Origin of the sequence: Pseudarthrobacter sp. 1G09, from assembly GCF_050038305.1 — a bacterium.
Taxonomy (GTDB): domain Bacteria; phylum Actinomycetota; class Actinomycetes; order Actinomycetales; family Micrococcaceae; genus Arthrobacter; species Arthrobacter equi.
Genome location: NZ_CP188306.1, coordinates 2,661,246 through 2,683,347, shown reverse-complemented (window position 1 = coordinate 2,683,347; position 22,102 = coordinate 2,661,246). Strand labels below are relative to the sequence as shown.

Below are 22,102 nucleotides of genomic sequence, written 5' to 3'. Positions count from 1 at the left end.
CCGTGAAGGAATCTGCCAAGAGCAGGGCCACATTCGTGTTCATCGCCGGCATTGCCCGGCCGCTGTTGAACATGATGATGAGCAAGAAATGGGAAGGTATTGAAAAGCTTCCCGCCGGTGGGTTCATCGCCGCGCCCAACCACTGCACGGAGATCGATCCGCTGGTGGTGGGGCACATGCTTTACAACCAGAAGCGGGCGCCGCATTTCCTCGCCAAGGCTGGCCTGTTCAAGGTTCCCGCACTCGGCTGGCTCCTGCACGCCACCAAGCAGGTCCCGGTGGAACGTTCGACGGCGGGAGCGAACCGGTCGCTGCAGGTGGCCCAGGAGATCGTGGCGGAAGGCGGCGCCATCATCATCTACCCGGAAGGCACCCTCACCCGCGACCCGGACCTGTGGCCGATGAAGGGCCACACGGGAGCAGCCAGGCTCGCACTCGAAGGCGGCATCCCGGTGGTCCCGATCGCCCACTGGGGAGCGCACGAGGTGTTTCCGCGCTACGGCAAGAGGTTCCACATCTTCCCCCGCAAGACTTCAAGGGTCGTCATCGGTGACCCGGTGGACCTGAGCGCCTTCGCCGGCCGGCCGTTGGACAAGGCCACGCTGACGGAAGCCACCGAAGCCATCATGGATTCCATCACCGGCCTTCTCGCCGGCCTGAGGGGTGAGAAGCCGCCCGCCGAGCGCTGGGATCCGGCAAGGAAGCAGCAGTCAAAGCACGGTCGTTTCATGGAGCGCGGCGGCCAGCTCCCCGGTAACGGACCGGACGAGCAGTGACCCTGAACCTGGCGGGTTCAGCCCGCTCCGTCGCCGTCCTGGGCGCCGGTTCCTGGGGAACAACGTTCGCCAAGATCCTGGCCGACGCCGCTACGGCGGCCGGTACCCCGCGAGAGATCAGGCTATGGGGCCGCCGGGGTGAGGTGGTTGAGCAGGTCAACAACAGCCACCGCAACCACCAGTACCTCAAGGACGTGCCGCTGCCGGCCAGCATCACGGCGTCCACCGACGTCGCGGACGTGCTCCGAGGGGCTGACCTTGTGGTCCTTGCCGTCCCCGCCCAGTCGTTGCGGCCGCAGCTGCGGGAGTGGCGCCACCTCATCGCCCCCGAGGCTGTGGTGGTCTCGCTCATGAAGGGCCTCGAGCTCGGCACCGACGCGCGCATGAGCCAGGTCATCAGCGAGGAACTCGGCCTCGAGGCCGGCAGGATCGCCGTCGTATCCGGTCCCAACCTGGCCATGGAAATTGCGCGGGAGGAGCCCACCGCCTCGGTGGTTGCCTGCGCCGATTCCGCCGTCGCCGGCTGGCTGGCGCGCAGCTGCACGGCCCCCTATTTCCGCCCTTACACCACATCTGACGTGGTGGGCGTGGAGATCGGCGGGATCGTCAAGAACGTCATTGCGCTGGCCGTCGGAATCTGCGAAGGCAAGGAGATGGGGGACAACACCAAGGCCTCCGTCATCACCCGCGGCCTCGCCGAGACGTCACGCCTCGCCTTGGCCCTCGGCGGTGAAGCCAAGACCATGGCCGGGCTGGCCGGCCTGGGCGACCTCGTGGCCACTTGCTCATCGCCGCTGTCCCGGAACCACACCGCGGGAAGGCTGCTGGGCCAGGGCCTCACGCTGGAGGAGGTGGGCCAGAAGATGACCCAGACCGCCGAAGGCATCAAATCCGGCCAGGCCGTGCATGAACTGGCGGGCAAGCTGGGCGTGGAAATGCCCATCACCGCTGCCGTTGTGGCCGTGCTTGCCGGAAAGCTGTCCGTTGACCAACTGGGACCCGTCCTGCTGTCCCGGGAATTGAAACCTGAAGGTGATGACTGACGATGTCCCACAACAACCTGACGTCAGGGGAGCCGGCTGGGCGTCCCAAACCGCGGGTAGCGGTCCTGTTCGGCGGCCGGTCCAGCGAGCACGCTGTCAGCTGCGTCACCGCCGCCGGAGTACTCGGCGCCATCAACAAGGACAAGTACGAGGTCATCCCCATCGGGATCGCCAAATCGGGCCAGTGGGTACTGGCCGGCGATGATACCGCCCAGTGGTCCCTTGCCGGCGCGGCGCTGCCTGAGGTGGCACCGTCCGACCAGACCGTCACACTGGCTGAGATCGGCGGGGAGCACCAGCTGATCGTCGCTGCCCCCAACGAGGTTCCGCAGGAACTGGGCACTGTGGACGTGGTCTTTCCCCTCCTTCACGGGCCCTTTGGTGAAGACGGAACCATCCAGGGGCTCCTGGAACTCTCGGATACCCGCTACGTCGGCGCCGGGGTCCTGGCTTCCGCCGTGGGCATGGACAAGCACTTCATGAAGGTTGTCTTCGAATCAGCCGGCCTTCATGTTGGGCCCTATGTCGCCGTTACCGACAGGCAATGGCAGAAGGACCCCGAGGCTGTCCGAAAGCAGGTCGACCGGCTGGGCTTCCCCGTGTTCGTCAAGCCTGCACGGGCAGGTTCCTCCATGGGCATCTCCAAAGTCGACTCGATCGAAGGGCTGGATACAGCCATCGAGGAAGCGCGCCGGCACGACCTCAAACTGGTCATCGAGGCCGGCATCGTCGGCCGGGAAATCGAGTGTGCCGTGCTGGAAGGCCGTGGAACCGATGCGCCCCGGACCTCCATGCCCGGCGAGATTTCCGTCGCCGGGGGCGGCCACGAGTTCTACGACTTCAACGCCAAGTACGTCGAGGACGACGCCGCTTCGCTGAGCTGCCCGGCAGACATTCCCGATGAAGCCATCGCCAGGGTCCGCGACCTCGCCGCCGCAGCGTTCGATGCTGTCGGTGCCGAAGGCCTGAGCCGCGTTGACTTCTTCTACACGCCTGACGGCGACCTGATCATCAACGAGATCAACACCATGCCCGGGTTCACGCCCAAGAGCATGTACCCGCAGATGTGGGCTGCGTCCGGGCTCGGCTATGCCGATCTGATCGACGAGCTGATCCACCTGGCCCTGAACAGGAAGACAGGACTGCGCTGACCTGCGCTTTCACCGGAGGCTGGGCGTGCAGAAGCCTGCCTACCGGCTCTGGGGCAGGTCCTGCAGTTCCTGCTGGCCCACACAGTTGCGGCCGGCCGGCACCTTGCCTGCGGCCGTGGCGAGGTCGGCCAGCACCGTAGCGGAGCTGATCTTGTCTGGATCCATCAGGATTTCGGTGGCGGGTTCGCGGCCATAGGTGGTGAGCGTCCACACCGGATCACCCTCTTTGATGACCCAGTCAATGCCGTTGACCGTGACGCAGCGGTCCGTGGTGGGGCCAGGAACATTCACGCCGCAGCGCAGGATCACCAGCGAGGGATCGCCCCACGCCGCGGTGGCCTGGCTGTTGGTCTGCCGCAGCTTTGCCTCACCAATGGTGTCCGGGAGGGCCACCATCATCGGCGCGCAGGCGGGGTTGGCGGCGTCCTGGGCGGGGGTAACGTCGACGGCGGGAGAACAGCCCGCCAGCGGAAGGGCAACCATGGCCCCAATGAGCACCGTCCGGGCAGCACGGCGGGGCAGGGACAGGTGGCGGCGGGGCATGGTCCAAGCCTATCGCCGGAACGGAGTGTTCCAGACATCGCCGTACCCCATCCGAACAGCCGCCAGCTCTCCCAAGCTCCGGTCGCCACCTGCCCTGCCGGGAATGTCGGTGCCGCGCTGTAGCGTAGTAGGGTGCCTGAAAAGCCTATGACTGAAGCAGATTCTCCGGTGGTTGCCGCCCTCTCCGAGGCCGAGCTGCTGGCACGGATCTTCCCCCGCCTGGCGATGGACGCAGGGCATTCCGCCGCCACCCTCCTCGGCCCCGGCGACGACGCCGCCATCGTCAGCGCGCCTGACGCCCGGACGGTCATCAGCATCGACACCCAGGTGCAGGACCAGGACTTCCGCCTCACCTGGCCCAACGGATACTGCACCACAGGATTTGACGTCGGTTGGAAGGCTGCGGCCCAGAACCTCAGCGACATCAACGCCATGGGTGCCCGGGCCACCTCCATGGTGGTAAGCCTCACGTTGCCGCCGGACACTCCTGTGGCCTGGGTGGAGCAGCTGGCCGACGGCCTCACCGCCGGGATCCGGGAACTGGGAGCGTCAGGCTGTTCGGTGGCGGGCGGTGACCTTGGCCGGGGCCGGGAAATATCCGTGACCGTGGCAGTGCTCGGCACGCTCGACGGCGGGCAGCCGGTCCTCCGCTCGGGCGCCAGGCCGGGGGACGTCCTTGCCCTGGCAGGTACGGCGGGCCGCGCCGCTGCAGGCCTGGCCCTCCTGGAGTCCCCGGTCCAGGTAGGACGGCTGGATCCGCAGCAGCGCAACCTCGTGGACCTCCAATGCCGTCCCGTGCCGCCGCTCGGCGCCGGGCCTGCGGCACGGGCGGCAGGTGCCACCGCAATGCTGGACGTCTCGGATGGCCTGCTGCGGGATGGAAACCGGATCGCACTGGCCAGCAGCGTCTCCGTAGACCTTGATCCTGACAGCCTGGACCTGCTGGCCGCTGCCCTGGAACCTGCGGCGGACCTGCTGCAGACGGATGCCGGGGCGTGGTTGCTGGGTGGGGGCGAGGACCACGGATTGCTCGCCACCTTCCCGCCGGACGTTCAGCTTCCTCCCGGATTCACTGCGATAGGCTCGGTACAAGCACTGGGAATCGACGAAGGTCCGCGCGTGACGATTGCGGGCCGGGCCGCGGACACCGGGGGATGGGACCACTTTGCAGACTAAGATCGCCGCCAATGCCCAGGCCATGAGGCGGTGGCTCAACAAAGCGGAAACCGCGCTGGGCAACCACAGTGACCGCCTCAACGCCATCAACATCTTCCCTGTCGCGGACGGCGACACCGGTACCAACCTCTACCTCACGGTCCGGGCCGCCTCCGATGCCCTGGACGCGCTGGACCCGACAGTCACGGACGTCGGCGCCGTCCTTACCCACGCGGGCCAGGCAGCCCTGGAAAAAGCCCGGGGCAACTCCGGGACGCTGTTCTCCGTCTTCCTCTGCGCGGCGGCGGAACCCCTCGCGGGCCAGCAGCGCCTCAGTTCGGCACTGCTGGCGACAGCCCTGCACCGGGCCCAGATCCGCGCCTGGACCGCTTTGAGCGATCCCGTGCCCGGGACCATGCTTTCTGTGATGGAAGCCGCGTCCCTGGCGGCCGGAGAGATCGATGCCCTCCACCCCGGAGACGACAGTAACCACGCCCTCGGAGTGACGCTGGACGCCGCGGTGGCCGCGGCATTGGCAGCCGTCGTCTCCACGGAGGACCAGCTCGATGCCCTGCAGGCAGCCAAGGTGGTGGATGCCGGTGGCGTGGGGCTGCTGCTTATCCTGGACTGCCTCCGTTCCGTGGTGCTGGGGGAGGAGCTGCAGGGTACGCTGCTCGATGACCTTCACGGCTACAGCGTCCAGGACCCCCACATCCACTCCAGCATGCCGGTGGACGAAGGCGTGGAGGTCATGTGCACCATCAGCCTTTCGCCCCTGGACGCAGCCACGCTCCGTCAGCACCTGGACGAGCTGGGCGACTCGGTCATCATGAGCCAGTTGGGCGGTGGGGAAGCCGGCGATGGCACCTACCGGTGGCGTGTCCACGTGCACGTCCCCACGCAGGGCCCGGCCGTGGAACTGATCCGCACCCTCGGTACGCCCACGGACATGTCCATCAGCGCCCTGTCTGACACGTCCGGCCGCCGGAGCCAGGCGCTCCAGGAGGCAGCGGACTCCGGTGGGCATGAACGCTGAGCCCGGCCTCGCCCTCGAACGCCGCATCGGCAAGCGTTCAGCGGGGGTCATCGAAAAACACCTCAACATCAGCACGGTTGAGGGCCTGCTTAACTATTTTCCGCGGCGGTACATGGCGCGTGGTGAACTGACGCCCATCAGCGAACTGCCGCGTGACGAAGAAGTAACCCTCATCGCGCGCGTACTCTCGAGCAATACCCGTTCCATGCAGGCACGCAAGGGAACCATCACCGACGTCGTTATCTCGGACGATGACGGCCGCAACGGCCTGAAGCTGGTGGGCGGTACTGATTTCCACGGCAAGGTCCCCGGGACCCTGAAAATCAGTTTCTTCAACGCTTTCCGGGCCAAGAGCGAACTGCAGCCCGGCCGCCGGGCATTGTTCTCGGGGAAGGTCACCAGTTTCAAGGGGTCCCTCGGCCTGACCAACCCCGATTTCCAGGTACTGGATTCGGACCCCTTCACGGCCGGCGGCGATGACCCGGAGAAACTCGCGGGCATGCCCATTCCCGTGTACCCGGCCACGTCAAAGCTGCCCAGCTGGAAGATCCAGCAGGTCATCGCCACCCTGCTCGAAACCGTGGACCTCGACGCGCTTCCGGATCCCGTTCCGGAGACGGTCACCGCGCGGGAGGAATTCCTGCCGCTCGCGGAGGCTTACCGGCTGATCCATGAGCCGGAAACCGCCGCGGACTGGCAACGCGCACGCCACCGGTTCCGCTACCAGGAGGCGCTGGTGCTGCAGTCCGCCTTGGCCAGGCGGCGGTCCCAGCTGGCCGCTGAGGAAGCGACGGCCAGGCGACCGGTCCGGGACGGCCTGCTGGCCGCATTCGACCGCAACCTTCCCTTCACGCTCACCGACGGCCAGGCCGCCGTCGGAAAAACCCTGGCGGCCGGGCTCGCCGCTGACCACCCCATGAACCGCTTGCTGCAGGGCGAAGTGGGTTCCGGCAAAACTGTCGTGGCGCTGCGGGCCATGCTGCAGGTGGTGGACGCCGGAGGCCAGGCCGCCCTGCTGGCTCCAACGGAAGTCCTCGCCGCCCAGCACTTCGACTCCATTCGCCGGACCCTCGGCCCGTTGTCCAGGGATGGATTGCTCGGCGCATTTGGCGGCACGGACGGGGAAGCGGTGCAGGTCACCCTGCTGACGGGTTCCATGCCTACCGCGGCCCGCAGGCAGGCCATGCTGGACGCCGCGTCAGGGACAGCGGGGATCGTCATTGGTACCCACGCATTGTTGAGTGACAATGTGTCCTTCTACGATCTGGGACTGATCGTAGTGGACGAGCAGCACCGCTTTGGCGTGGAGCAGCGCGATGCCCTGCGGGCCAAGGCCAGGAAGCCCCCGCACCTGTTGGTGATGACCGCTACGCCCATCCCGCGTACCGTGGCCATGACCGTATTTGGCGACCTCGAAACCTCCACCCTGGACGAACTTCCCAAGGGCCGTGCCCCCATTTCCACCCATCTGGTCGGCCTGGCAGAGAACCCGGGCTGGGCCGGGCGGATCTGGGCCCGCGCCCGCGAGGAAATTGATGCCGGCCACCAGGTCTACGTTGTCTGTCCCAAGATCGGCACCGACGACGACGGCGACTTCAGCCCGGGCGAAGCGGAGCCGGCCACCGCAGACCTCGAGGAGAACGGGCGGGAACTTGCCTCCGTGACAGCCGTCGTCGAGCAGTTGCAGGACGAACCATCCATCGCCGGCGTGTCCGTGGCCCCGCTGCATGGACGCCAGGACCCGGACCTCAAGTCGGCCACCATGGCAGGCTTCGCGGCCAACTCCGTTAAACTGCTCGTTTCCACCACCGTGATCGAGGTGGGCGTGGACGTCCATAACGCAACGATGATGGTCATCCTGGACGCCGACCGGTTCGGCATCTCCCAGTTGCACCAGCTTCGGGGACGGGTGGGCCGGGGTGGGCTTCCGGGGACCTGCCTCCTGGTCACCTCGCTGGAACGCGGGCATCCCAGCCGGCGGCGGCTTGAGGCGGTGGCGGCCACAACCGACGGTTTCGTCCTGTCCCAGGAGGACCTCAAGCTGCGCCGGGAGGGCGACATCCTGGGCGCCTCCCAGTCCGGTGGGCGGTCCACGCTCAGGCTCCTCCGCGTCCTTGAGCACGAAGACATCATTGCCCAGGCGCGTTCCGACGCCCAGGAAATCGTCACGGGCGATCCGTCCCTCGCTGCCCACCCTGAGCTGGCGGATGCCATCGACAGATACCTCAACCCTGAGAAGGAGGCGTTCCTTGAACGCGGTTAGCAAGCATCCTGCCGGAAGCAGCAGGACCGCGGCCGGACAGGGGGTGCCCGCATGAGCCGGATCATCGCAGGGGCGGCCGGAGGCACCCCGTTGTCCTCCGTCCCGGGCTCGCTTACCCGCCCCACCACCGACCGCGTCAAGGAGGCACTCTTCTCCCGCCTGGATGCCTTCGATGTCATCGCCGGAGCCCGAGTACTGGATCTCTATGCCGGGTCCGGTTCGCTTGGGGTTGAGAGCGGCAGCCGGGGAGCCCGCAGCGTGGACCTTGTCGAGTCCGACGCCAAGGCAAGTGCGGTTTGCCAGCGCAACGCGGACCTGATCAACGGCGTTGTGGGCCGCAAGGCAGTAACAGTCCACCGGTCCAAGGTGGAGCCCTTCCTGGACCGCGCCGCGGAGTCGGCAGCGTGGGACCTGGTGTTCCTGGACCCGCCGTACCCGCTCGACGAAGTGGCGCTCGCCGCGGTGCTGCGGAAACTCGCAGCGCACCTGGCGCCGTCCGCCGTCGTCGTGGTGGAACGGTCCTCCCGCTCGCCCGAACCTGACTGGCCCGCCGAACTGGAACGCTTCGCCGAGAAGAAGTACGGCGAAACCCGGCTCTGGTTCGCCGAGCCCTACGTGCCGGACGCCATTGAAAGCGATGACCTTCCGGCCAGTGGGGAGTCCTAGCAGCCACATGCGGCCGGGATGACGCTGAGGGCCGGGCGGCTATGGGGCGAGGCGGTCCAGGTCCACTCCCGCCAGCACGCTCGCCGGGTGCGGGCCGCGGGCAGTGAGCTGGGCTGTCCAGTCCTGCCGCCAGGCCCCCTGGGTCCCGGCCAGGATGATGTTGCCCGGGTAGCGGCCCTCGAACATGCCGGTTTCGGCAAAGGCCGCAACATCCGCCATGGTCTCGCGCAGCGCAGCCACCTGGCTTCGGACCAAAGTAAGCGCGGGCTCGTCTCCTACATTGACCACCAGCAGCCCCAAAGGTTCCAGCTTCGCCCGGACTTCGGTGTAGAAGTCGGCGCAGGCGATGTGCGCCGGCGCTTCCGGGCCCGAGAAGATGTCCAGGATGACGACGTCGAACGTGAGCCCCGGGTCAAGCTCGCCGAGTGCCTGCCGGGCGTCGCCGATGACGGCGTGCAGGTCCGTTCCCTCAGGCAGGGGCAGTTCCCGCAGGACGAAATCCAGCAGCTCGCGTTCCAGCTCGACCGCGTACTGCACGGAGCCGGGCCGGGTCGCCTGGATATAGCGGGCCAGGGTCAGCGCCCCCGCCCCCAGGTGCAGCGCCCGGACAGGCGCTCCGGTGGGGGCGGCCAAGTCAACCAGGTGGCCGATCCGGCGAAGGTACTCGTAGAAGATGTCTTCGGGGTGGGACAGATTCACATGCGACTGCTCTGCCCCGCCGATGCTGAGCACATAGCTGCCATCGGTGAATGCGTCCGGCTCGATGGTGGCGTGCTGGCCGGTGGCGCGGAGGAACCGGGAGGCGTGCCCGGGGTTGCCGGCCGCCATCAGAGCCTGCTGCTGAGCGTGGCCAGCCGCCCGGCTGCCTCTTCGAGGACGTCCGCCTTCTTGCAGAAGGCGAAGCGGAGCAGGCTGCGCGTGCGTTCCGCACCTTCCGGGTGGCAGAACACGGGCACCGGGATGGCAGCAACCCCTACCAGCCCGGGCAGTCGCCGTGCGAGGTCCACCGAGTCGGTGATGCCCAGCGGCGCCGTGTCGACGTTGACGAAGTAGGTGCCCTGCGGGGTGTAGACGCCGAAACCGGCGGCGCGCAGCCCCTCACTGAGGACGTCGCGCTTGTACTCGAGCGAAGCCGCAATTCCCTGGTAGAAGCTGTCCGGGAGGCCCAGCCCTGCTGCTATGGCGGGCTGGAACGGGGTGCCTGAGCTGTAGGTGAGAAACTGCTTGACGGTCCGCGCGGCGGCCACCAGCTCCTCGGGCCCGGTCAGCCAACCGATCTTCCAGCCCGTGAGGGAGAAGGTCTTCCCGGCGGAGGAGATGGTGATGGTCCGCTCGGATGCACCGGGCAGGGACGCCACCGGAATATGGCGGACGCCGAAGGTGAGGTGCTCATAGACTTCGTCAGTGATGATCAGCACGTCGTGCTTTTGCGCCAGGTCCACGATCTTCTGCAACACGTCACGGGGAAAGACCGCCCCGGTGGGATTGTGCGGATTATTCAGCAGGACCACGCGGGTCCGTTCACTGAAGGCGGCTTCAAGGGCGGCCAGGTCCGGCATGAAATCGGGTGCAAGCAGCGGCGCAGTGACATGCGTGGCCCCTGACAGTCCGATCACTGCGCCATACGAGTCGTAGAACGGTTCAAGGGTGAGGACTTCATCTCCGGGTCCGGTAAATGCCAGCAGCGATGCGGCGATGGCCTCGGTGGCGCCGGTGGTGATCAGGACCTCCGTGTCAGGATCCGGGGTCAGCCCGTAGAAACGTTCCTGGTGGGCGGCCACCGCGGCACGCAACTGGGGGATACCTTTACCGGGCGCGTACTGGTTGGCCCCCGCCGTGATGGCATCCCGGGCGGCGTCGAGGATTTCCTGCGGGCCGTCTTCGTCGGGGAAACCCTGGCCCAGGTTGATCGCCCCGGCCTGGACCGCGAGGTTGGTCATCTCCTCGAAGATCGTGACGCCAAGCCCGCCGTCAGCGGCCAGGAGGTTCGCTCCCAGGGCAGTCCGCTGCCATGGAGCGGGGGCAGAAGGCGCGGAAAGTTCCCGTGACGCATGCATCCAGTCATGGTATCCCGGGCTTCGCATGGGGTAGGTTCGGAGCATGAGACGAGCTGTCTGCCCCGGATCCTTTGATCCCATCCATAACGGCCATCTCGAAGTCATTGCCCGCGCTGCCGGCCTCTTCGACGAAGTCATTGTGGCCATCTCCACCAACTACGCCAAGAAGTACCGGTTCAGCCTCGATGAGCGCCTCGAAATGGCGCGCGAGACCCTTGCGTCCCTCAAGGGAATCGTGGTGGAACCCGTAGGTGAGGGACTGCTGGCTGAATACTGCCGGCAGCGGGGCGTCTCGGCCATCGTCAAGGGCCTCAGGTCCTCCTCGGACTTTGATTATGAACTGCCCATGGCCACGATGAACAGGCAGCTGAGTGGCGTGGAAACTGTCTTCCTGCCTGCGGAAGCGCACTACATCCATCTGTCGTCGACCCTCATCAAGGAGGTGGCCGGGCTGGGCGGCAACGTCTCCGAGTACGTTCCCCGGTCCGTGCTTCGGAGGCTGCTGGCGGGCGAGCCTTCGGCGAATCAGCAGCCCAGGCGGTAGGCTGGTCCGGTACTTCGGCGGTATCGCCGGCCGGTTTGAGTCCCCGTGGCTCTTCAGGCTAAGATGGTACGTCGGTCATATGTTCAACAGGAGTTCTCATTAAAAGAGATGCTGGTTCGCCCCTGGCGTTCGACGTCAAGGACCTCGGGCGCAGCCCGGGAAGCATGCGGACACTGAAGGAACATGTACCCGCACCGGGTGATCTTGGTGTGGCGCTCATTGGCGTTCAGGAAGGCTCGGATGTCGAGCTGGACCTGAGGCTGGAGGCCGTACACGAAGGAATTCTGGTATCAGGAACCGTCATCGCCGGTGTAACCGGGGAATGCGGCCGATGCCTGGATCCCCTTGCGTATGACCTTGAGGTCAATGTGCAAGAACTTTTCTTCTACGAGGGCGCTGAGTTCTCGGATGGAGAAGACGAAGAAGAGCAACGTCGAGTCGAGCACGATGTAATCGATCTTGAACCGGTGTTGCGGGACGCGGTTGTCACCAACCTGCCGTTCCAGCCGGTGTGCCGGGAAGACTGCCAGGGCCTTTGCTCCGAATGCGGAGTACGCCTGGAAGACGAGCCGGGGCACCACCACGAGGTCTTGGATCCTCGCTGGGCTGCCCTAGCTGATATGGCTAAGCCTGACCGGCAAAATTGATTTGTACGTGTTTGTCTAGAGAGAAATGAGTTAGCCGTGGCTGTCCCGAAGCGGAAAATGTCTCGCTCGAATACCCGCGCCCGCCGCTCGCAGTGGAAGGCGACCGCCCCCCACCTGGTGAAGACCGTTGAAAACGGCCAGGTCACCTACAGCCTGCCGCACCAGGCTAAGGTCGTTACCGACTCTGCCGGCACTGCGCTGTTCCTTGAGTACAAGGGCCGCAAGGTCGCTGACGTCTAATCGGCCGCTCAGGCTGACTGATGTCTTCAACTGAAGAGCTTCTGAAGCGTCTCGGTGTCACTATTGACGCCGGGACGCTTCGTCTTGCGCTCACACACCGTTCCTACGCCTACGAAAACGGCGGGATCCCCACCAACGAGCGGCTGGAATTCCTGGGTGATTCAATCCTGGGCTTCTCGGTCACGGATTCCCTCTACCGGGACAATCCGGATCTCCCCGAGGGCGAGCTGGCCAAGCGTCGTTCGGCCGTCGTCAGCACGCGTGCGCTTGCCAACATCGGCCGAAGCCTTGGCATCGGCGAGTTCATCTACCTTGGTCAGGGCGAGAAACTTACGGAGGGGAAGAACAAAGCCTCCATCCTCGCTGACACCATGGAAGCGCTGATCGGTGCCACCTACGTCTCCAACGACATTGAGACCGCCCGCCAGCTGGTCATGCGCCTGATCGGACCCCTGCTCAAGGATGCCGCCGTGCTGGGCGCCGGGACTGACTGGAAGACCAGCATCCAGGAGCTTGCGGCGAGCCGGCAGCTTGGATCCATCCACTACGCAGTGGAGGGTGCGGGGCCGGACCACGCACGCACCTTCAGCGCTGTCCTCAATATCGGCGGCAAGCCGTACGGCAAGGGCACCGGCCATTCCAAGAAGGAAGCGGAGCAGGAAGCAGCCGCGGATGCGTGGCGCGTCCTGTGCGGACCGGGTGCCGCTGACGGCGCCGCTAAGTCCTCCGGTTCCGCCGCCGCCAAGTAGGATCCCGTGCCTGAACTGCCCGAGGTGGAGGTGGTCCGCCGCGGCCTGGTGAGCTGGGTCCGCGGCAGGACCGTTGAGTCCGTCGATGTCCTGGACCCCCGCTCCATCCGCCGCCACGCCCTGGGCGTGGAGGACTTCATCGGCAACCTGCAGGGTGCCACTGTGTCCGACGTCGTCCGGCGAGGCAAATTCCTCTGGCTCCCGCTAAACGATAGTTCCGCACACCAGCAGGCGGCAGGCAACGGACATACCCCGCCACCCGGGGTGGCGCTGATGGCCCACCTTGGCATGAGCGGGCAGCTGCTCATGCAGGATGCGGACGTCCCGGACGAAAAGCACCTGAAAGTCAGGCTCCATCTCAGCCCCACTGACGGTATGCCTGCGCAGTTGCGGTTCGTGGACCAGCGCATTTTCGGTGGGCTCTTCGTCACCGCTTTGGTTCCCACCGACGACGGCGGCCCCGGCGGCCTCGCGGAGTCGCCCCTTCCGCTGATCGCCGGGGAAGCGTCCCATATTGCCCGGGATCCCCTGGACCCGGCGTTCTCGTTCGACCTTTTCTACCAGCGCCTTCGTGTGCGGAAGACAGGCTTGAAACGGGCGCTCCTGGACCAGGGGCTGGTTTCGGGCATCGGAAACATCTACGCCGATGAGGCCCTCTGGCGTGCGCGGCTGCACTACGCGCGTCCCACCGACAAGCTGCGGCGGGCCGACGCCTTCCGCGTTATCGAAAGCGCCCGTGAGGTCATGCTCGATGCCCTCGCCGCCGGCGGAACCAGCTTCGATTCCCTGTACGTGAACGTCAACGGCGCCTCCGGATACTTTGACCGGTCGCTTAACGCCTACGGGCGCGAGGGTGAGCCCTGCAAACGATGCGCGGCTGCAGGAATCCACGCCATAATCCGGCGTGAACAGTTCATGAACCGGTCCTCCTACAGGTGCCCGGTATGCCAGCCGCGTCCCCGCAACGGACGCTGGTAGCTCACGCGCATCCAACCCTGATGGCCCCGGGCTGGCCCAGGCGCTCTGCACGGCCGGGCGGGACAGGCGGCGCCGGATCCGCGACTTTCGGCGGCAACCCGGTAGATTTAGGACCGCCAAGCAGCCGCCCAGCCCCGTCCAGGAGACCCGAAAAGCCTTGCACCTCAAAAGCCTGACCGTCCGGGGGTTCAAGTCCTTTGCCTCCGCCACCACCTTCGACTTCGAACCGGGAGTCACTGCCGTGGTGGGCCCCAACGGCTCCGGCAAGTCCAACGTGGTGGACGCACTGGCCTGGGTAATGGGGGAGCAGGGCGCCAAGACCCTCCGCGGCGGCAAAATGGAGGACGTCATCTTCGCCGGCACTTCCGGCCGGCCTCCACTGGGACGGGCACACGTGTCGCTGACCATTGATAACACTGACGGCGCCCTGCCCATTGAGTACAGCGAAGTCACCATTTCCCGGACACTGTTCCGCACAGGAGGCTCGGAGTACGCCATCAACGGTGCCGGCTGCCGCCTGCTCGACATCCAGGAACTGCTCTCCGATTCCGGCATGGGGCGGGAAATGCATGTCATCGTGGGCCAGGGCCAGCTGGACCGGGTCCTGCACGCCACCCCCGAGGACCGCCGGGGCTTCATCGAAGAAGCCGCCGGCATCCTCAAACACCGCCGGCGCAAGGAACGGACGGTGCGCAAACTCGAGGCAATGCAGGCAAACCTGCAGCGCCTCACGGACCTGACGGGTGAGATCCGCCGCCAGCTCACGCCGCTGGGCAAGCAGGCCGAGGTGGCACGCCGCGCCCAGCGCGTCCAGTTCGACGTCCGGGACGCCCGCGCCCGCCTGCTGGCCGATGACCTGGTGCAGCTGCAGCAGGTCCTGGAGCAGGACGTCGCCGACGAAGCAGCCCTGAAGGAGCGGCGCACCATCGTTGGGCAGGAACTGGAGTCCGGGCGCCGGCAACAGGCAGCCCTGGAGCAGCTCGCAGCAGAGGCAACGCCACGCCTCAACGCGGCCCGGGACACGTGGTACCGGCTCACCGCAGCACGCGAGCGGCTCCGTTCACTCGGATCACTGGCCCAGGAACGGAGCCGCGTGCTCGGATCCGTGGACGACGCACCGTCCGGAGGGCGGGATCCCGAGCAGCTGGAACGGCAGGCAGCGCGTGTAGGCAGCGAACTGGCCGGACTTGAGCACTCACTCGCGGGCCGGCGGACTGCCCTCGAAGCAGCAACGGCGGCCAAAGCGGAAGCGGAGCGCGCAGCCCAGGCCGAGGACCAGCGGCTCACCGCTGAACTGCGTGCGGTCGCCGACCGCAGGGAAGGCCTGGCGCGCCTCGCCGGCCAGGTTGGAGCGGCCCGCTCCCGGGTGGAGTCCGCCCAGGCAGAACTCGGCCGGCTGCGCGAGTCGCTGGCCGCGGGCGCCGGGCGGCGTGCCCGGGCACAGGAAGAGTTCACCGCCCTGGAAAACCAGGTGGCGGGTGTGGAGGAAGGCGAGGAATCCCTCGACGCCGAATACGAGGCCGCCAGCGAAGTGCTGGAAACCGTGCTGCAGGAAATCTCGGACCTCAAATCAGAAGTCAACGAGGGCATCCGCCGGCGCGATGCCCTCGCAGCCCGCCTTGAGGCCTTGAAGCTCGGCCTGGAGCGGAAAGACGCAGCCCGGCACGTCCTGCAGTCAGGGCTTCGCGGGGTCCAGGGCGCGCTCGCCGGTGAGCTGCGGGTGCAGGCCGGATTCGAAACCGCCATCGCCGCGGCACTCGGGGAAGCCTCCGAGGCGCTCCTGGTCGAGGACCCGTCCACCGCGGAGTCCGTTCTGCAGATGCTCAAGGACGACGACGCCGGCCGGGCCTCACTGTTGCTGGCACCCGCCGGCACTTTGCACGAAGACTTTCCGCCGGCCCCTGCACTCCCGGCAGGTGCCGTTCCGGCCGCCGGACTCGTGGACGCCGCCGACGCATACACCCCGTTGGTACGGCACCTGCTGTGCCGGACCGCCGTCGTACCAAACATCCGGGCCGCCGCTGCCCTGGTGGCGCAACAGCCCGGCCTGACAGCAGTTACCCACGCGGGTGACGTCTTCACCGCCGTGTCCGTTACCGGAGGTTCGGCGAAGGCTCCGTCACTCCTGGAAGTCCAGGCGGCCGTGGACGACGCCGACAGGGAGCTTGGGCAGGTAACCGCGGCCTTGGAGCGCAACAGGTTCGCCCTGGCCGGCGCCGAGGCGAAGCGCGCCGGAGCGCAGGAAAAGGCGGATGCCGCCCTGGACAGGTTGCACGAGTCCGACGCGCGGCTGGCCGCAGTAGCTGAGCGGCTGGGGCACCTCAACTCAGTACTGCGCAGCGCCGTGGGGGAAAGCGACCGGCTCGCGGCCTCGCTGGCCCGTGCCGAGGCCAACGTGGAGTCCGAGGAGGAGGCGCTCGCGGCCATCACCGCCCGGCTTGCCGCGGCCCAGGAGGTGCCGCTCGAGCAGGAACCGTCAACGGCGGAGCGTGATGCCCTCGCGAAGGCTGCCTCGGCGGCCCGTGCTGCCGAGGTGGAGGCCCGGTTGTCACTGCGGAGCACCGAGGAGCAGGTGGCGGCCACACGCAACCGCGTTGCCTCACTGGAACGTGCCGCCGCCACTGAACGGCGTGCCCGCGAGGAGGCAGCTGAAAGGGCGCGGCGCCGGCGCATCGAGGCCCGGCGGGCCGCCGCCGTCCGGGCCGCAGTGGACTCGGCCCTGGATTTTGTGGACGTGTCCGTCGATGTGGCGCGGCACGCGCGTGACCTTGCAGAAGAAAACCGCGAACGCCGGGACCGGGAGCTGCAGGAACTCCGCGCCGCGAACGAGCTGCTTGCAAAGGAGCTTGCCGAACTGACCGACAATGTCCACCGTGACGAGCTCGCCAGGGCCCAGCAGCGTGCCCGCATCGAAGCCCTGGAAACGCGGTCCGTCGATGAACTCGGGATCACCCCTGACGCCCTGGTGGCGGAGTTTGGCCCCCACGTTGCAGTTCCGGTTCCGGCGGGGGAGACGACTGACAAATGGGCTGCCCTCCGTGCGCCGGTGGACGAGACCGGTGAAGCCATCGTCGAGGGCGTGCCGTTCGTCAGGGCTGAACAGGAGAAACGCCTCCGGAAGGCCGAACGCGACCTGTCCAGCCTGGGCAAGGTCAATCCGCTGGCACTGGAGGAGTTCGCGGCACTGGAGGAGCGCCACCAGTTCCTCAGCACCCAGCTGGAGGACCTCAAGGCAAGCCGCAAGGACCTGCTGGACATCATCAAGGAAGTGGACGACAGGGTCCAGCGGGTGTTCACCGAGGCATTCGAGGACACCCAGGCACAGTTCGTTAGGGTCTTTGACCGGCTGTTCCCCGGCGGCGAAGGCCGGCTGGTCCTGACCGACCCTGCGGACATGCTCACCACAGGAATCGAAGTGGAGGCCCGTCCCGCGGGCAAGAAGATCAAGCGGCTGTCACTGCTGTCCGGCGGGGAGCGGTCCCTGACGGCTGTGGCCCTGCTCGTGGCCATCTTCAAGGCACGGCCCTCCCCGTTTTACGTCATGGATGAGGTGGAGGCCGCCCTCGACGACACCAACCTGGGCCGGCTGATCACCATCTTCGAAGAGCTCCGCGAGTCCAGCCAGCTCATTGTCATCACCCACCAGAAGCGCACCATGGAAGTGGCAGACGCCCTCTACGGAGTCACCATGCGCGGCGACGGCGTCTCCACCGTGATCAGCCAGCGCCTTGGGGACGACAACTGAACGGCGGTTGCCTGACCGACGCTGCGGAACCGCCGGGTGGACCTCTGAGTCAGGGCCGGTCAGCTCCCTGCCGGAGCGGGGAAAGGGCTCCGGCGGTTGTGAGAAGCTAGGGGAGTGAATGACATCCTTCCCATAATCCTGTCCATTCTCGGTGCCCTGGTGGTTGTCGGAGCCCTGATCCCGGTCCTGGTGAAGACGCGGAAGAACATCAACCGCTACCCGGGAACACGCGACGCGAACGACCCCGAAATCCGGCCCGGAGGCAGCACCCTCGTGGCCGGCGACACTGCCACAACGGAGCGGACAGCACCCGCCGAGGCGGACCTTGACGGCGTGGACACCACGGTGCCCGACGACGCCGCCGGACTGGAAGTCATTCCGGTTGAAACGCCCCTGCCCGCAGCGGGACGCCTGACCCGGCTGCGCGAACGCCTGGTCCGGTCCAACAACGTCATGGGCAAGGGCCTGCTGGCGCTGCTTTCCAGCGACAAAATCGATGAGAACGTCTGGGACGAGGTGGAAGAAACCCTCCTCCTGGCGGACCTCGGCACCGAACCGACCATGCAGCTGGTGGATGCCCTCCGCGAACGCGTCAAGGTACTCGGCACGCGCAGCCCGGAGCACGTCAAGGCCATGCTCCGCGAGGAACTCATCAAGGTGGTCGATCCCACTATGGACCGCACCCTCAATGTCCAGCGCCACGGGGACAAGCCGGCCGTCATGATGGTGGTGGGCGTCAACGGCGTGGGCAAGACCACCACGGTGGGCAAGCTGGCGCGCGTGCTCGTGGCCGAAGACAAGGACGTGATCCTCGGTGCCGCGGACACCTTCCGTGCCGCCGCGGCCGAACAGTTGGCAACCTGGGGCCAGCGGGTGGGCGTTCCCACCGTCAAGTCCGACATTGACGGCGCCGACCCCGCCTCGGTGGCCTACGAAGCCGTGAAGGCAGGCATCGACCAGGAGGTCGACGTCGTCATGATCGACACCGCCGGCCGGCTGCAAAACAAAGTGGGCCTCATGGACGAGCTGGGCAAGGTCAAGCGCGTCGTGGAAAAGCTCGCCGAAGTGGACGAGGTCCTGCTGGTCCTGGACGCCACCACCGGCCAGAACGGCCTCAACCAGGCCCGCGTCTTCTCCGAGGTGGTCAACATCACCGGCATCGTCCTGACCAAACTGGACGGCACCGCCAAGGGTGGCATCGTCGTCGCTATCCAGAAGAGCCTCGGCGTCCCGGTCAAGCTGATCGGCCTGGGCGAAGGCGCCGACGACCTCGCCCCGTTCGACGCCGAGCAATTTGTGGACGCGCTGCTGAACTAGCCACTACCCATTCTTTTGGCCCGCTGCGTCCTGTGACGCGGCGGGCCGAAGTGTTTCCGGAGTGGCCAGCCACGCAAAGACGGCCAGGAGCAGGACCCCGCCCGTGACACCGAAAGCCCAGCCGAAGCCCAACCGGTCCGCGAGCAAGCCGGCCAGGACGGGACCGACGATCGCACCGACGTCGGACGTCATCTGGTAGACCGCCAGCACCTTGCCGCCGGACCGGCCGCTGCCGATCACATCTGCGACGGCGGCCTGCTGGGCAGGGCCGAACAGGCCCGAACCGATGCCGGCGAGAGCGGAGGCGGCAAGGAACCAGGGCAGGCTCTGGGCGAAACCGATGCCCGCGGTGGCCAGTCCCGCCACCGCCAGCCCCCACATCATCATGGGCCTCCGTCCCAGCGAATCCGCCAGGCGGCCGGAGAATGACAGCGCCGCAGCATTGCCTGCCGCGAATACCGCCAGCGCCAGCCCGGCCGCCTCGGGGCCGGCGCCGAAGGCTGCCGCAGCAAACAGCGGGACGGTGGCCATCCGCACCCCGAACGTAGCCCACCCGTTGGCAAAACTGGATGCCAGCGCGGCCCGGTATGCCCCGGTCCGCAGGGCCTCGCCGAAGGGCATATCCGGCGCCCGATTGACCGCAGGGCCGGAGCCGCGCCGCTGGTGGCTCAGCTGCGTCTGCACCACCGCCGCCGCGATGATTAGGGCGACAGCGTAGGCAAGGAACGGAACCCGCAGGCCGAACCCCGCAAGCAGGCCGCCGACGATCGGTCCGCAGACGTTGCCGATCAGGAACGCAGAGGCATAGGCGCCGGACACCCTGCCCCGGCTCTCCGGCGGCGCCAGCCTGACCACGAGGGCCATGGAAGCGACCGTAAACATCACCGAACCTGCGCCGCCCAGTCCGCGAAACAGCAGCAGCTGCCAATAGCTCCCGGCAAAGGCGCAGGCCGCCGTCGAGGCCGCCACGATGAGCAGCCCCGACACATAGACCGGCCGTTCCCCGAGCTTGGCGATCAGGGCACCGCCGGCCGGGGCAAAGACCAGCCGCATGAACGCGAAGATGGCCACAATCACGGCCGCTTCCGTATTGCCCACACCGAAGGTTGTGGCGAATTGCGGCAATACGGGCGCAACAAGCCCGAATCCCAGCGCGATCAGGAACGCGGCGGCCAGCATCACCTTGATGTCGCGGGGGAGCTTGTCCCGGCGGGGCCGCAGGCGGGCCAGGATCCTTGAAGCGGTACCGCTGGCGCGGGCTTCTGCCGTCATGGTGCACAGTTCCTTGCAGGGTGGGGCGCCGGATGCCGGCGGGAGTGGTGAAACACAACCGTAACAAGGCGGATATGCACCATTTACTTCCTAGAGGTTGTTGTAACAGTCCGGCAATCTAAATCCTCTGCGGGCGAAACACGCCGCCGACACACTCGTTACAGGACGCAAAGGGCGTTGGCAGGCGGAGGACTCCGCAAGATTCGGAAGAGAGGACGTGAACCATGGAACTTACCGCAGGTCACGTTTGGCTCATGGTGTCGGCAGCGCTCGTGCTGTTCATGACACCGGGCCTGGCATTTTTCTACGGCGGCATGACGCGTGCCAAGGCAGCACTGAACATGATGATGATGAGCTTCATCTCCATCGGCATGGTCGGCGTGGTCTGGATTCTCTGGGGATACTCGATGTCTTCCGGCGAGGGCTTCCTGCAGATCGTGGGAAACCCGTTCGCCACCTTCGGGCTTGAAGGCATCGATACGCCGGATGGGCTCATCAAGGTGGGCTTCGCGGCAACCTTCGCCATCATCACCGTTGCGCTGATCAGCGGCGCTATCGCTGACCGCGCCAAGTTCGGCGCCTGGAGCGTCTTCGTCCCGGTCTGGGTCACCCTGGTCTACTGCCCGCTTGCCTACATGGTGTGGGGTGGCGGCCTCTTCGGTCCTGAGGGGGCAGTGGGTAAGGCCCTCGGCCCCGCCATCGACTTCGCCGGCGGCACTGTGGTCCACATCAACGCCGGTGTTGCGGCGCTGGTTCTGGTCCTGATCATCGGCAACCGCAAGGGCTTCGGCAAGGACCCCAACCACCGCCCGCACAACATCCCGTTCGTCATGCTGGGCGCTGCCATCCTGTGGTTCGGCTGGTTCGGCTTCAACGGCGGCGCTGCCACCACTGCGGAGCAGGGCGGCCTCATCTGGGTGAACACCTTGGCCGCTCCCGCCGCTGCCATGCTCGGCTGGCTCGTCACCGAGCGGATCCGCGACGGCCACCCCACGTCCCTCGGCGCCGCTTCCGGCGTGGTCGCCGGCCTTGTGGCCATCACCCCGGCCTGCGCCAACGTCAGCCCCGTCGGCGCCCTTGGCCTCGGCGTCGTGGCAGGCGTGGCCTCCGCACTGGCTGTGGGCCTGAAGTTCCGCTGGGGCTTCGACGACTCGCTGGATGTTGTTGGCGTGCACCTTGTCTCCGGCATCATCGGCACCGTTGCCCTCGGCTTCATCGCACTGCCCACCGACGGTGTGGGCGGCGGCCTCTTCTACGGCGGCGGACTCGCCCAGCTGTGGGCACAACTCGCAGCGGCAGGCATCGCCATTGCGTACTCGGCCATCCTGACGGCGATCATCGCGCTGGCCATCCACAAGACCATGGGCTTCCGGGTCTCGCAGGAACAGGAAACGGTGGGTGTGGACCTCAGCCTGCACGCCGAGACCGCCTACGAGTTCGGTCTCTCCGGACACGGCGGCAGCTTCCAGCCGCTGCACGACATGATCACCGGCAAGAACCAGGCAGAAGCCGCGGGAAGTGCCGGCGAAGCAGATGCCAAGAAGCCAGAAACCGCAACAGGCAAGGAAAGCGTGGGGGCATGAAACTGATCACCGCAATCGTCAGGCCCGAGAAGCTTGAAGCAATCCGGGAAGGCCTGGAAGCCTACGGAGTCCAGGGCCTGACGGTCAGCGCAGCCAGTGGCTACGGCCGGCAGCGGGGCTACACCGAGGTGTACCGCGGTGCCGAATACAACGTGGACCTTCTGCCTAAGATCCGGGTAGAGGTGCTGGCTACGGACGAGCAGGCCGATGACATCCTGGACGTCATCATCGCCAGTTCCAACACCGGCAGGGCGGGTGACGGGAAGGTCTGGACCATGGATGTCTTTGAGGCAGTCCGGGTAAGGACCGGCGAACGCGGCGTAGCCGCCATCTAGGA

General features: G+C 66.7%; 20 protein-coding genes. 16 read left to right on the top strand and 4 right to left on the bottom strand.

What is annotated here, in order from left to right; translation table 11 throughout:
- Nucleotides 1-2 precede the first annotated feature (2 nt).
- The 3 genes from ACP3TD_RS12345 to ACP3TD_RS12335 are packed head-to-tail and all read left to right on the top strand — an operon-like array spanning nt 3 to nt 2,970.
- Entirely contained in the window at nt 3-776 is a 774-nt protein-coding gene (locus ACP3TD_RS12345) for a lysophospholipid acyltransferase family protein (protein ID WP_426763239.1), read from the top strand.
- Entirely contained in the window at nt 773-1,819 is a 1,047-nt protein-coding gene (locus ACP3TD_RS12340; RefSeq protein ID WP_426763238.1) for an NAD(P)H-dependent glycerol-3-phosphate dehydrogenase, read from the top strand. Before ACP3TD_RS12345 ends, ACP3TD_RS12340 begins: the two co-directional genes overlap by 4 nt.
- A gap of 2 nt (nt 1,820-1,821) precedes the next feature.
- Nucleotides 1,822-2,970 (top strand): D-alanine--D-alanine ligase family protein, encoded by a 1,149-nt coding sequence (locus ACP3TD_RS12335; protein WP_426763237.1) that lies wholly within the window; start codon nt 1,822-1,824, stop codon nt 2,968-2,970.
- 39 nt (nt 2,971-3,009) lie between these two features.
- Here the strand turns inward: ACP3TD_RS12335 and ACP3TD_RS12330 are convergent, their stop codons facing one another.
- Nucleotides 3,010-3,513: a DUF3515 domain-containing protein gene (locus tag ACP3TD_RS12330; RefSeq protein WP_426763235.1), complete on the bottom strand. Its 504-nt coding sequence runs from the start codon at nt 3,511-3,513 to the stop codon at nt 3,010-3,012.
- Nucleotides 3,514-3,660: 147 nt separating this feature from the next.
- Between ACP3TD_RS12330 and thiL the strand changes: the two genes are divergently transcribed.
- From thiL to rsmD, 4 genes are read left to right on the top strand one after another with little or no spacing between them, the layout of a single operon-like run.
- Nucleotides 3,661-4,689 (top strand): thiamine-phosphate kinase, encoded by a 1,029-nt coding sequence (thiL, locus tag ACP3TD_RS12325; protein ID WP_426763234.1) that lies wholly within the window; start codon nt 3,661-3,663, stop codon nt 4,687-4,689.
- 22 nt (nt 4,690-4,711) lie between these two features.
- Nucleotides 4,712-5,704 carry a DAK2 domain-containing protein gene (locus ACP3TD_RS12320; RefSeq protein WP_426767224.1) on the top strand — a complete coding sequence of 331 codons (993 nt, stop codon included), beginning with the start codon at nt 4,712-4,714 and terminating at the stop codon, nt 5,702-5,704.
- Nucleotides 5,694-7,967, top strand: a complete 2,274-nt coding sequence (locus tag ACP3TD_RS12315; RefSeq protein WP_426763232.1) for an ATP-dependent DNA helicase RecG — start codon at nt 5,694-5,696, stop codon at nt 7,965-7,967. The genes ACP3TD_RS12320 and ACP3TD_RS12315 overlap by 11 nt, the downstream gene beginning before the upstream one ends.
- A 51-nt stretch (nt 7,968-8,018) precedes the next feature.
- Nucleotides 8,019-8,633, top strand: coding sequence for a 16S rRNA (guanine(966)-N(2))-methyltransferase RsmD (rsmD, locus tag ACP3TD_RS12310; RefSeq protein WP_426763231.1), 615 nt, complete (start codon nt 8,019-8,021; stop codon nt 8,631-8,633).
- A gap of 39 nt (nt 8,634-8,672) precedes the next feature.
- Here rsmD and ACP3TD_RS12305 read toward each other — a convergent pair whose 3' ends face one another.
- Both ACP3TD_RS12305 and ACP3TD_RS12300 read right to left on the bottom strand, forming a co-directional pair.
- Complete coding sequence (locus ACP3TD_RS12305) at nt 8,673-9,461, bottom strand: spermidine synthase (RefSeq protein ID WP_426763229.1); 789 nt, start codon at nt 9,459-9,461, stop codon at nt 8,673-8,675.
- The gene (locus tag ACP3TD_RS12300; RefSeq protein WP_426763227.1) at nt 9,461-10,690 is read right to left on the bottom strand and encodes an aminotransferase class I/II-fold pyridoxal phosphate-dependent enzyme; all 1,230 of its coding nucleotides are present in this window, start codon (nt 10,688-10,690) and stop codon (nt 9,461-9,463) included. The genes ACP3TD_RS12305 and ACP3TD_RS12300 overlap by 1 nt, the downstream gene beginning before the upstream one ends.
- 43 nt (nt 10,691-10,733) lie before the next feature.
- On the opposite strand from ACP3TD_RS12300, the gene coaD reads away from it, so the two are divergent.
- The 7 genes from coaD to ftsY all read left to right on the top strand — a co-directional run bounded on the left by coaD (nt 10,734) and on the right by ftsY (nt 18,910).
- Nucleotides 10,734-11,234: a pantetheine-phosphate adenylyltransferase gene (gene coaD, locus ACP3TD_RS12295; protein WP_015937423.1), complete on the top strand. Its 501-nt coding sequence runs from the start codon at nt 10,734-10,736 to the stop codon at nt 11,232-11,234.
- Nucleotides 11,235-11,356: 122 nt separating this feature from the next.
- The gene (locus ACP3TD_RS12290) at nt 11,357-11,881 is read left to right on the top strand and encodes a YceD family protein (protein WP_426767222.1); all 525 of its coding nucleotides are present in this window, start codon (nt 11,357-11,359) and stop codon (nt 11,879-11,881) included.
- Nucleotides 11,882-11,917: 36 nt separating this feature from the next.
- Entirely contained in the window at nt 11,918-12,121 is a 204-nt protein-coding gene (gene rpmF, locus ACP3TD_RS12285) for a 50S ribosomal protein L32 (RefSeq protein WP_009356569.1), read from the top strand.
- A gap of 20 nt (nt 12,122-12,141) precedes the next feature.
- Nucleotides 12,142-12,870, top strand: coding sequence for a ribonuclease III (rnc, locus tag ACP3TD_RS12280; protein WP_426763225.1), 729 nt, complete (start codon nt 12,142-12,144; stop codon nt 12,868-12,870).
- Between the two features lie 6 nt (nt 12,871-12,876).
- Nucleotides 12,877-13,848: a bifunctional DNA-formamidopyrimidine glycosylase/DNA-(apurinic or apyrimidinic site) lyase gene (gene mutM, locus ACP3TD_RS12275; protein ID WP_426763223.1), complete on the top strand. Its 972-nt coding sequence runs from the start codon at nt 12,877-12,879 to the stop codon at nt 13,846-13,848.
- Nucleotides 13,849-14,005: 157 nt separating this feature from the next.
- Nucleotides 14,006-17,593: a chromosome segregation protein SMC gene (smc, locus tag ACP3TD_RS12270; RefSeq protein ID WP_426763221.1), complete on the top strand. Its 3,588-nt coding sequence runs from the start codon at nt 14,006-14,008 to the stop codon at nt 17,591-17,593.
- A gap of 114 nt (nt 17,594-17,707) precedes the next feature.
- Nucleotides 17,708-18,910 carry a signal recognition particle-docking protein FtsY gene (ftsY, locus tag ACP3TD_RS12265; RefSeq protein WP_426763220.1) on the top strand — a complete coding sequence of 401 codons (1,203 nt, stop codon included), beginning with the start codon at nt 17,708-17,710 and terminating at the stop codon, nt 18,908-18,910.
- A 3-nt stretch (nt 18,911-18,913) separates the two neighbouring features.
- On the opposite strand, the gene ACP3TD_RS12260 is transcribed toward ftsY, so the two are convergent.
- Complete coding sequence (locus ACP3TD_RS12260) at nt 18,914-20,182, bottom strand: MFS transporter (RefSeq protein WP_426763219.1); 1,269 nt, start codon at nt 20,180-20,182, stop codon at nt 18,914-18,916.
- 224 nt (nt 20,183-20,406) lie between these two features.
- Between ACP3TD_RS12260 and ACP3TD_RS12255 the strand changes: the two genes are divergently transcribed.
- Nucleotides 20,407-21,765, top strand: coding sequence for an ammonium transporter (locus ACP3TD_RS12255; RefSeq protein ID WP_426763218.1), 1,359 nt, complete (start codon nt 20,407-20,409; stop codon nt 21,763-21,765).
- Nucleotides 21,762-22,100 (top strand): P-II family nitrogen regulator, encoded by a 339-nt coding sequence (locus ACP3TD_RS12250; RefSeq protein WP_015937412.1) that lies wholly within the window; start codon nt 21,762-21,764, stop codon nt 22,098-22,100. Before ACP3TD_RS12255 ends, ACP3TD_RS12250 begins: the two co-directional genes overlap by 4 nt.
- Nucleotides 22,101-22,102: the final 2 nt, after the last annotated feature.

Coding starts and splice junctions, on each gene's coding strand:
- ACP3TD_RS12335 (WP_426763237.1), top strand. CDS start 1,822: ATGTCCCACAACAACCTGACGTCAGGGGAGCCGGCTGGGCGTCCCAAA.
- ACP3TD_RS12330 (WP_426763235.1), bottom strand. CDS start 3,513: ATGCCCCGCCGCCACCTGTCCCTGCCCCGCCGTGCTGCCCGGACGGTG.
- thiL (WP_426763234.1), top strand. CDS start 3,661: ATGACTGAAGCAGATTCTCCGGTGGTTGCCGCCCTCTCCGAGGCCGAG.
- ACP3TD_RS12320 (WP_426767224.1), top strand. CDS start 4,712: ATGAGGCGGTGGCTCAACAAAGCGGAAACCGCGCTGGGCAACCACAGT.
- ACP3TD_RS12315 (WP_426763232.1), top strand. CDS start 5,694: ATGAACGCTGAGCCCGGCCTCGCCCTCGAACGCCGCATCGGCAAGCGT.
- rsmD (WP_426763231.1), top strand. CDS start 8,019: ATGAGCCGGATCATCGCAGGGGCGGCCGGAGGCACCCCGTTGTCCTCC.
- ACP3TD_RS12305 (WP_426763229.1), bottom strand. CDS start 9,461: ATGGCGGCCGGCAACCCCGGGCACGCCTCCCGGTTCCTCCGCGCCACC.
- ACP3TD_RS12300 (WP_426763227.1), bottom strand. CDS start 10,690: ATGCATGCGTCACGGGAACTTTCCGCGCCTTCTGCCCCCGCTCCATGG.
- coaD (WP_015937423.1), top strand. CDS start 10,734: ATGAGACGAGCTGTCTGCCCCGGATCCTTTGATCCCATCCATAACGGC.
- rnc (WP_426763225.1), top strand. CDS start 12,142: ATGTCTTCAACTGAAGAGCTTCTGAAGCGTCTCGGTGTCACTATTGAC.
- ACP3TD_RS12260 (WP_426763219.1), bottom strand. CDS start 20,182: ATGACGGCAGAAGCCCGCGCCAGCGGTACCGCTTCAAGGATCCTGGCC.
- ACP3TD_RS12255 (WP_426763218.1), top strand. CDS start 20,407: ATGGAACTTACCGCAGGTCACGTTTGGCTCATGGTGTCGGCAGCGCTC.
- ACP3TD_RS12250 (WP_015937412.1), top strand. CDS start 21,762: ATGAAACTGATCACCGCAATCGTCAGGCCCGAGAAGCTTGAAGCAATC.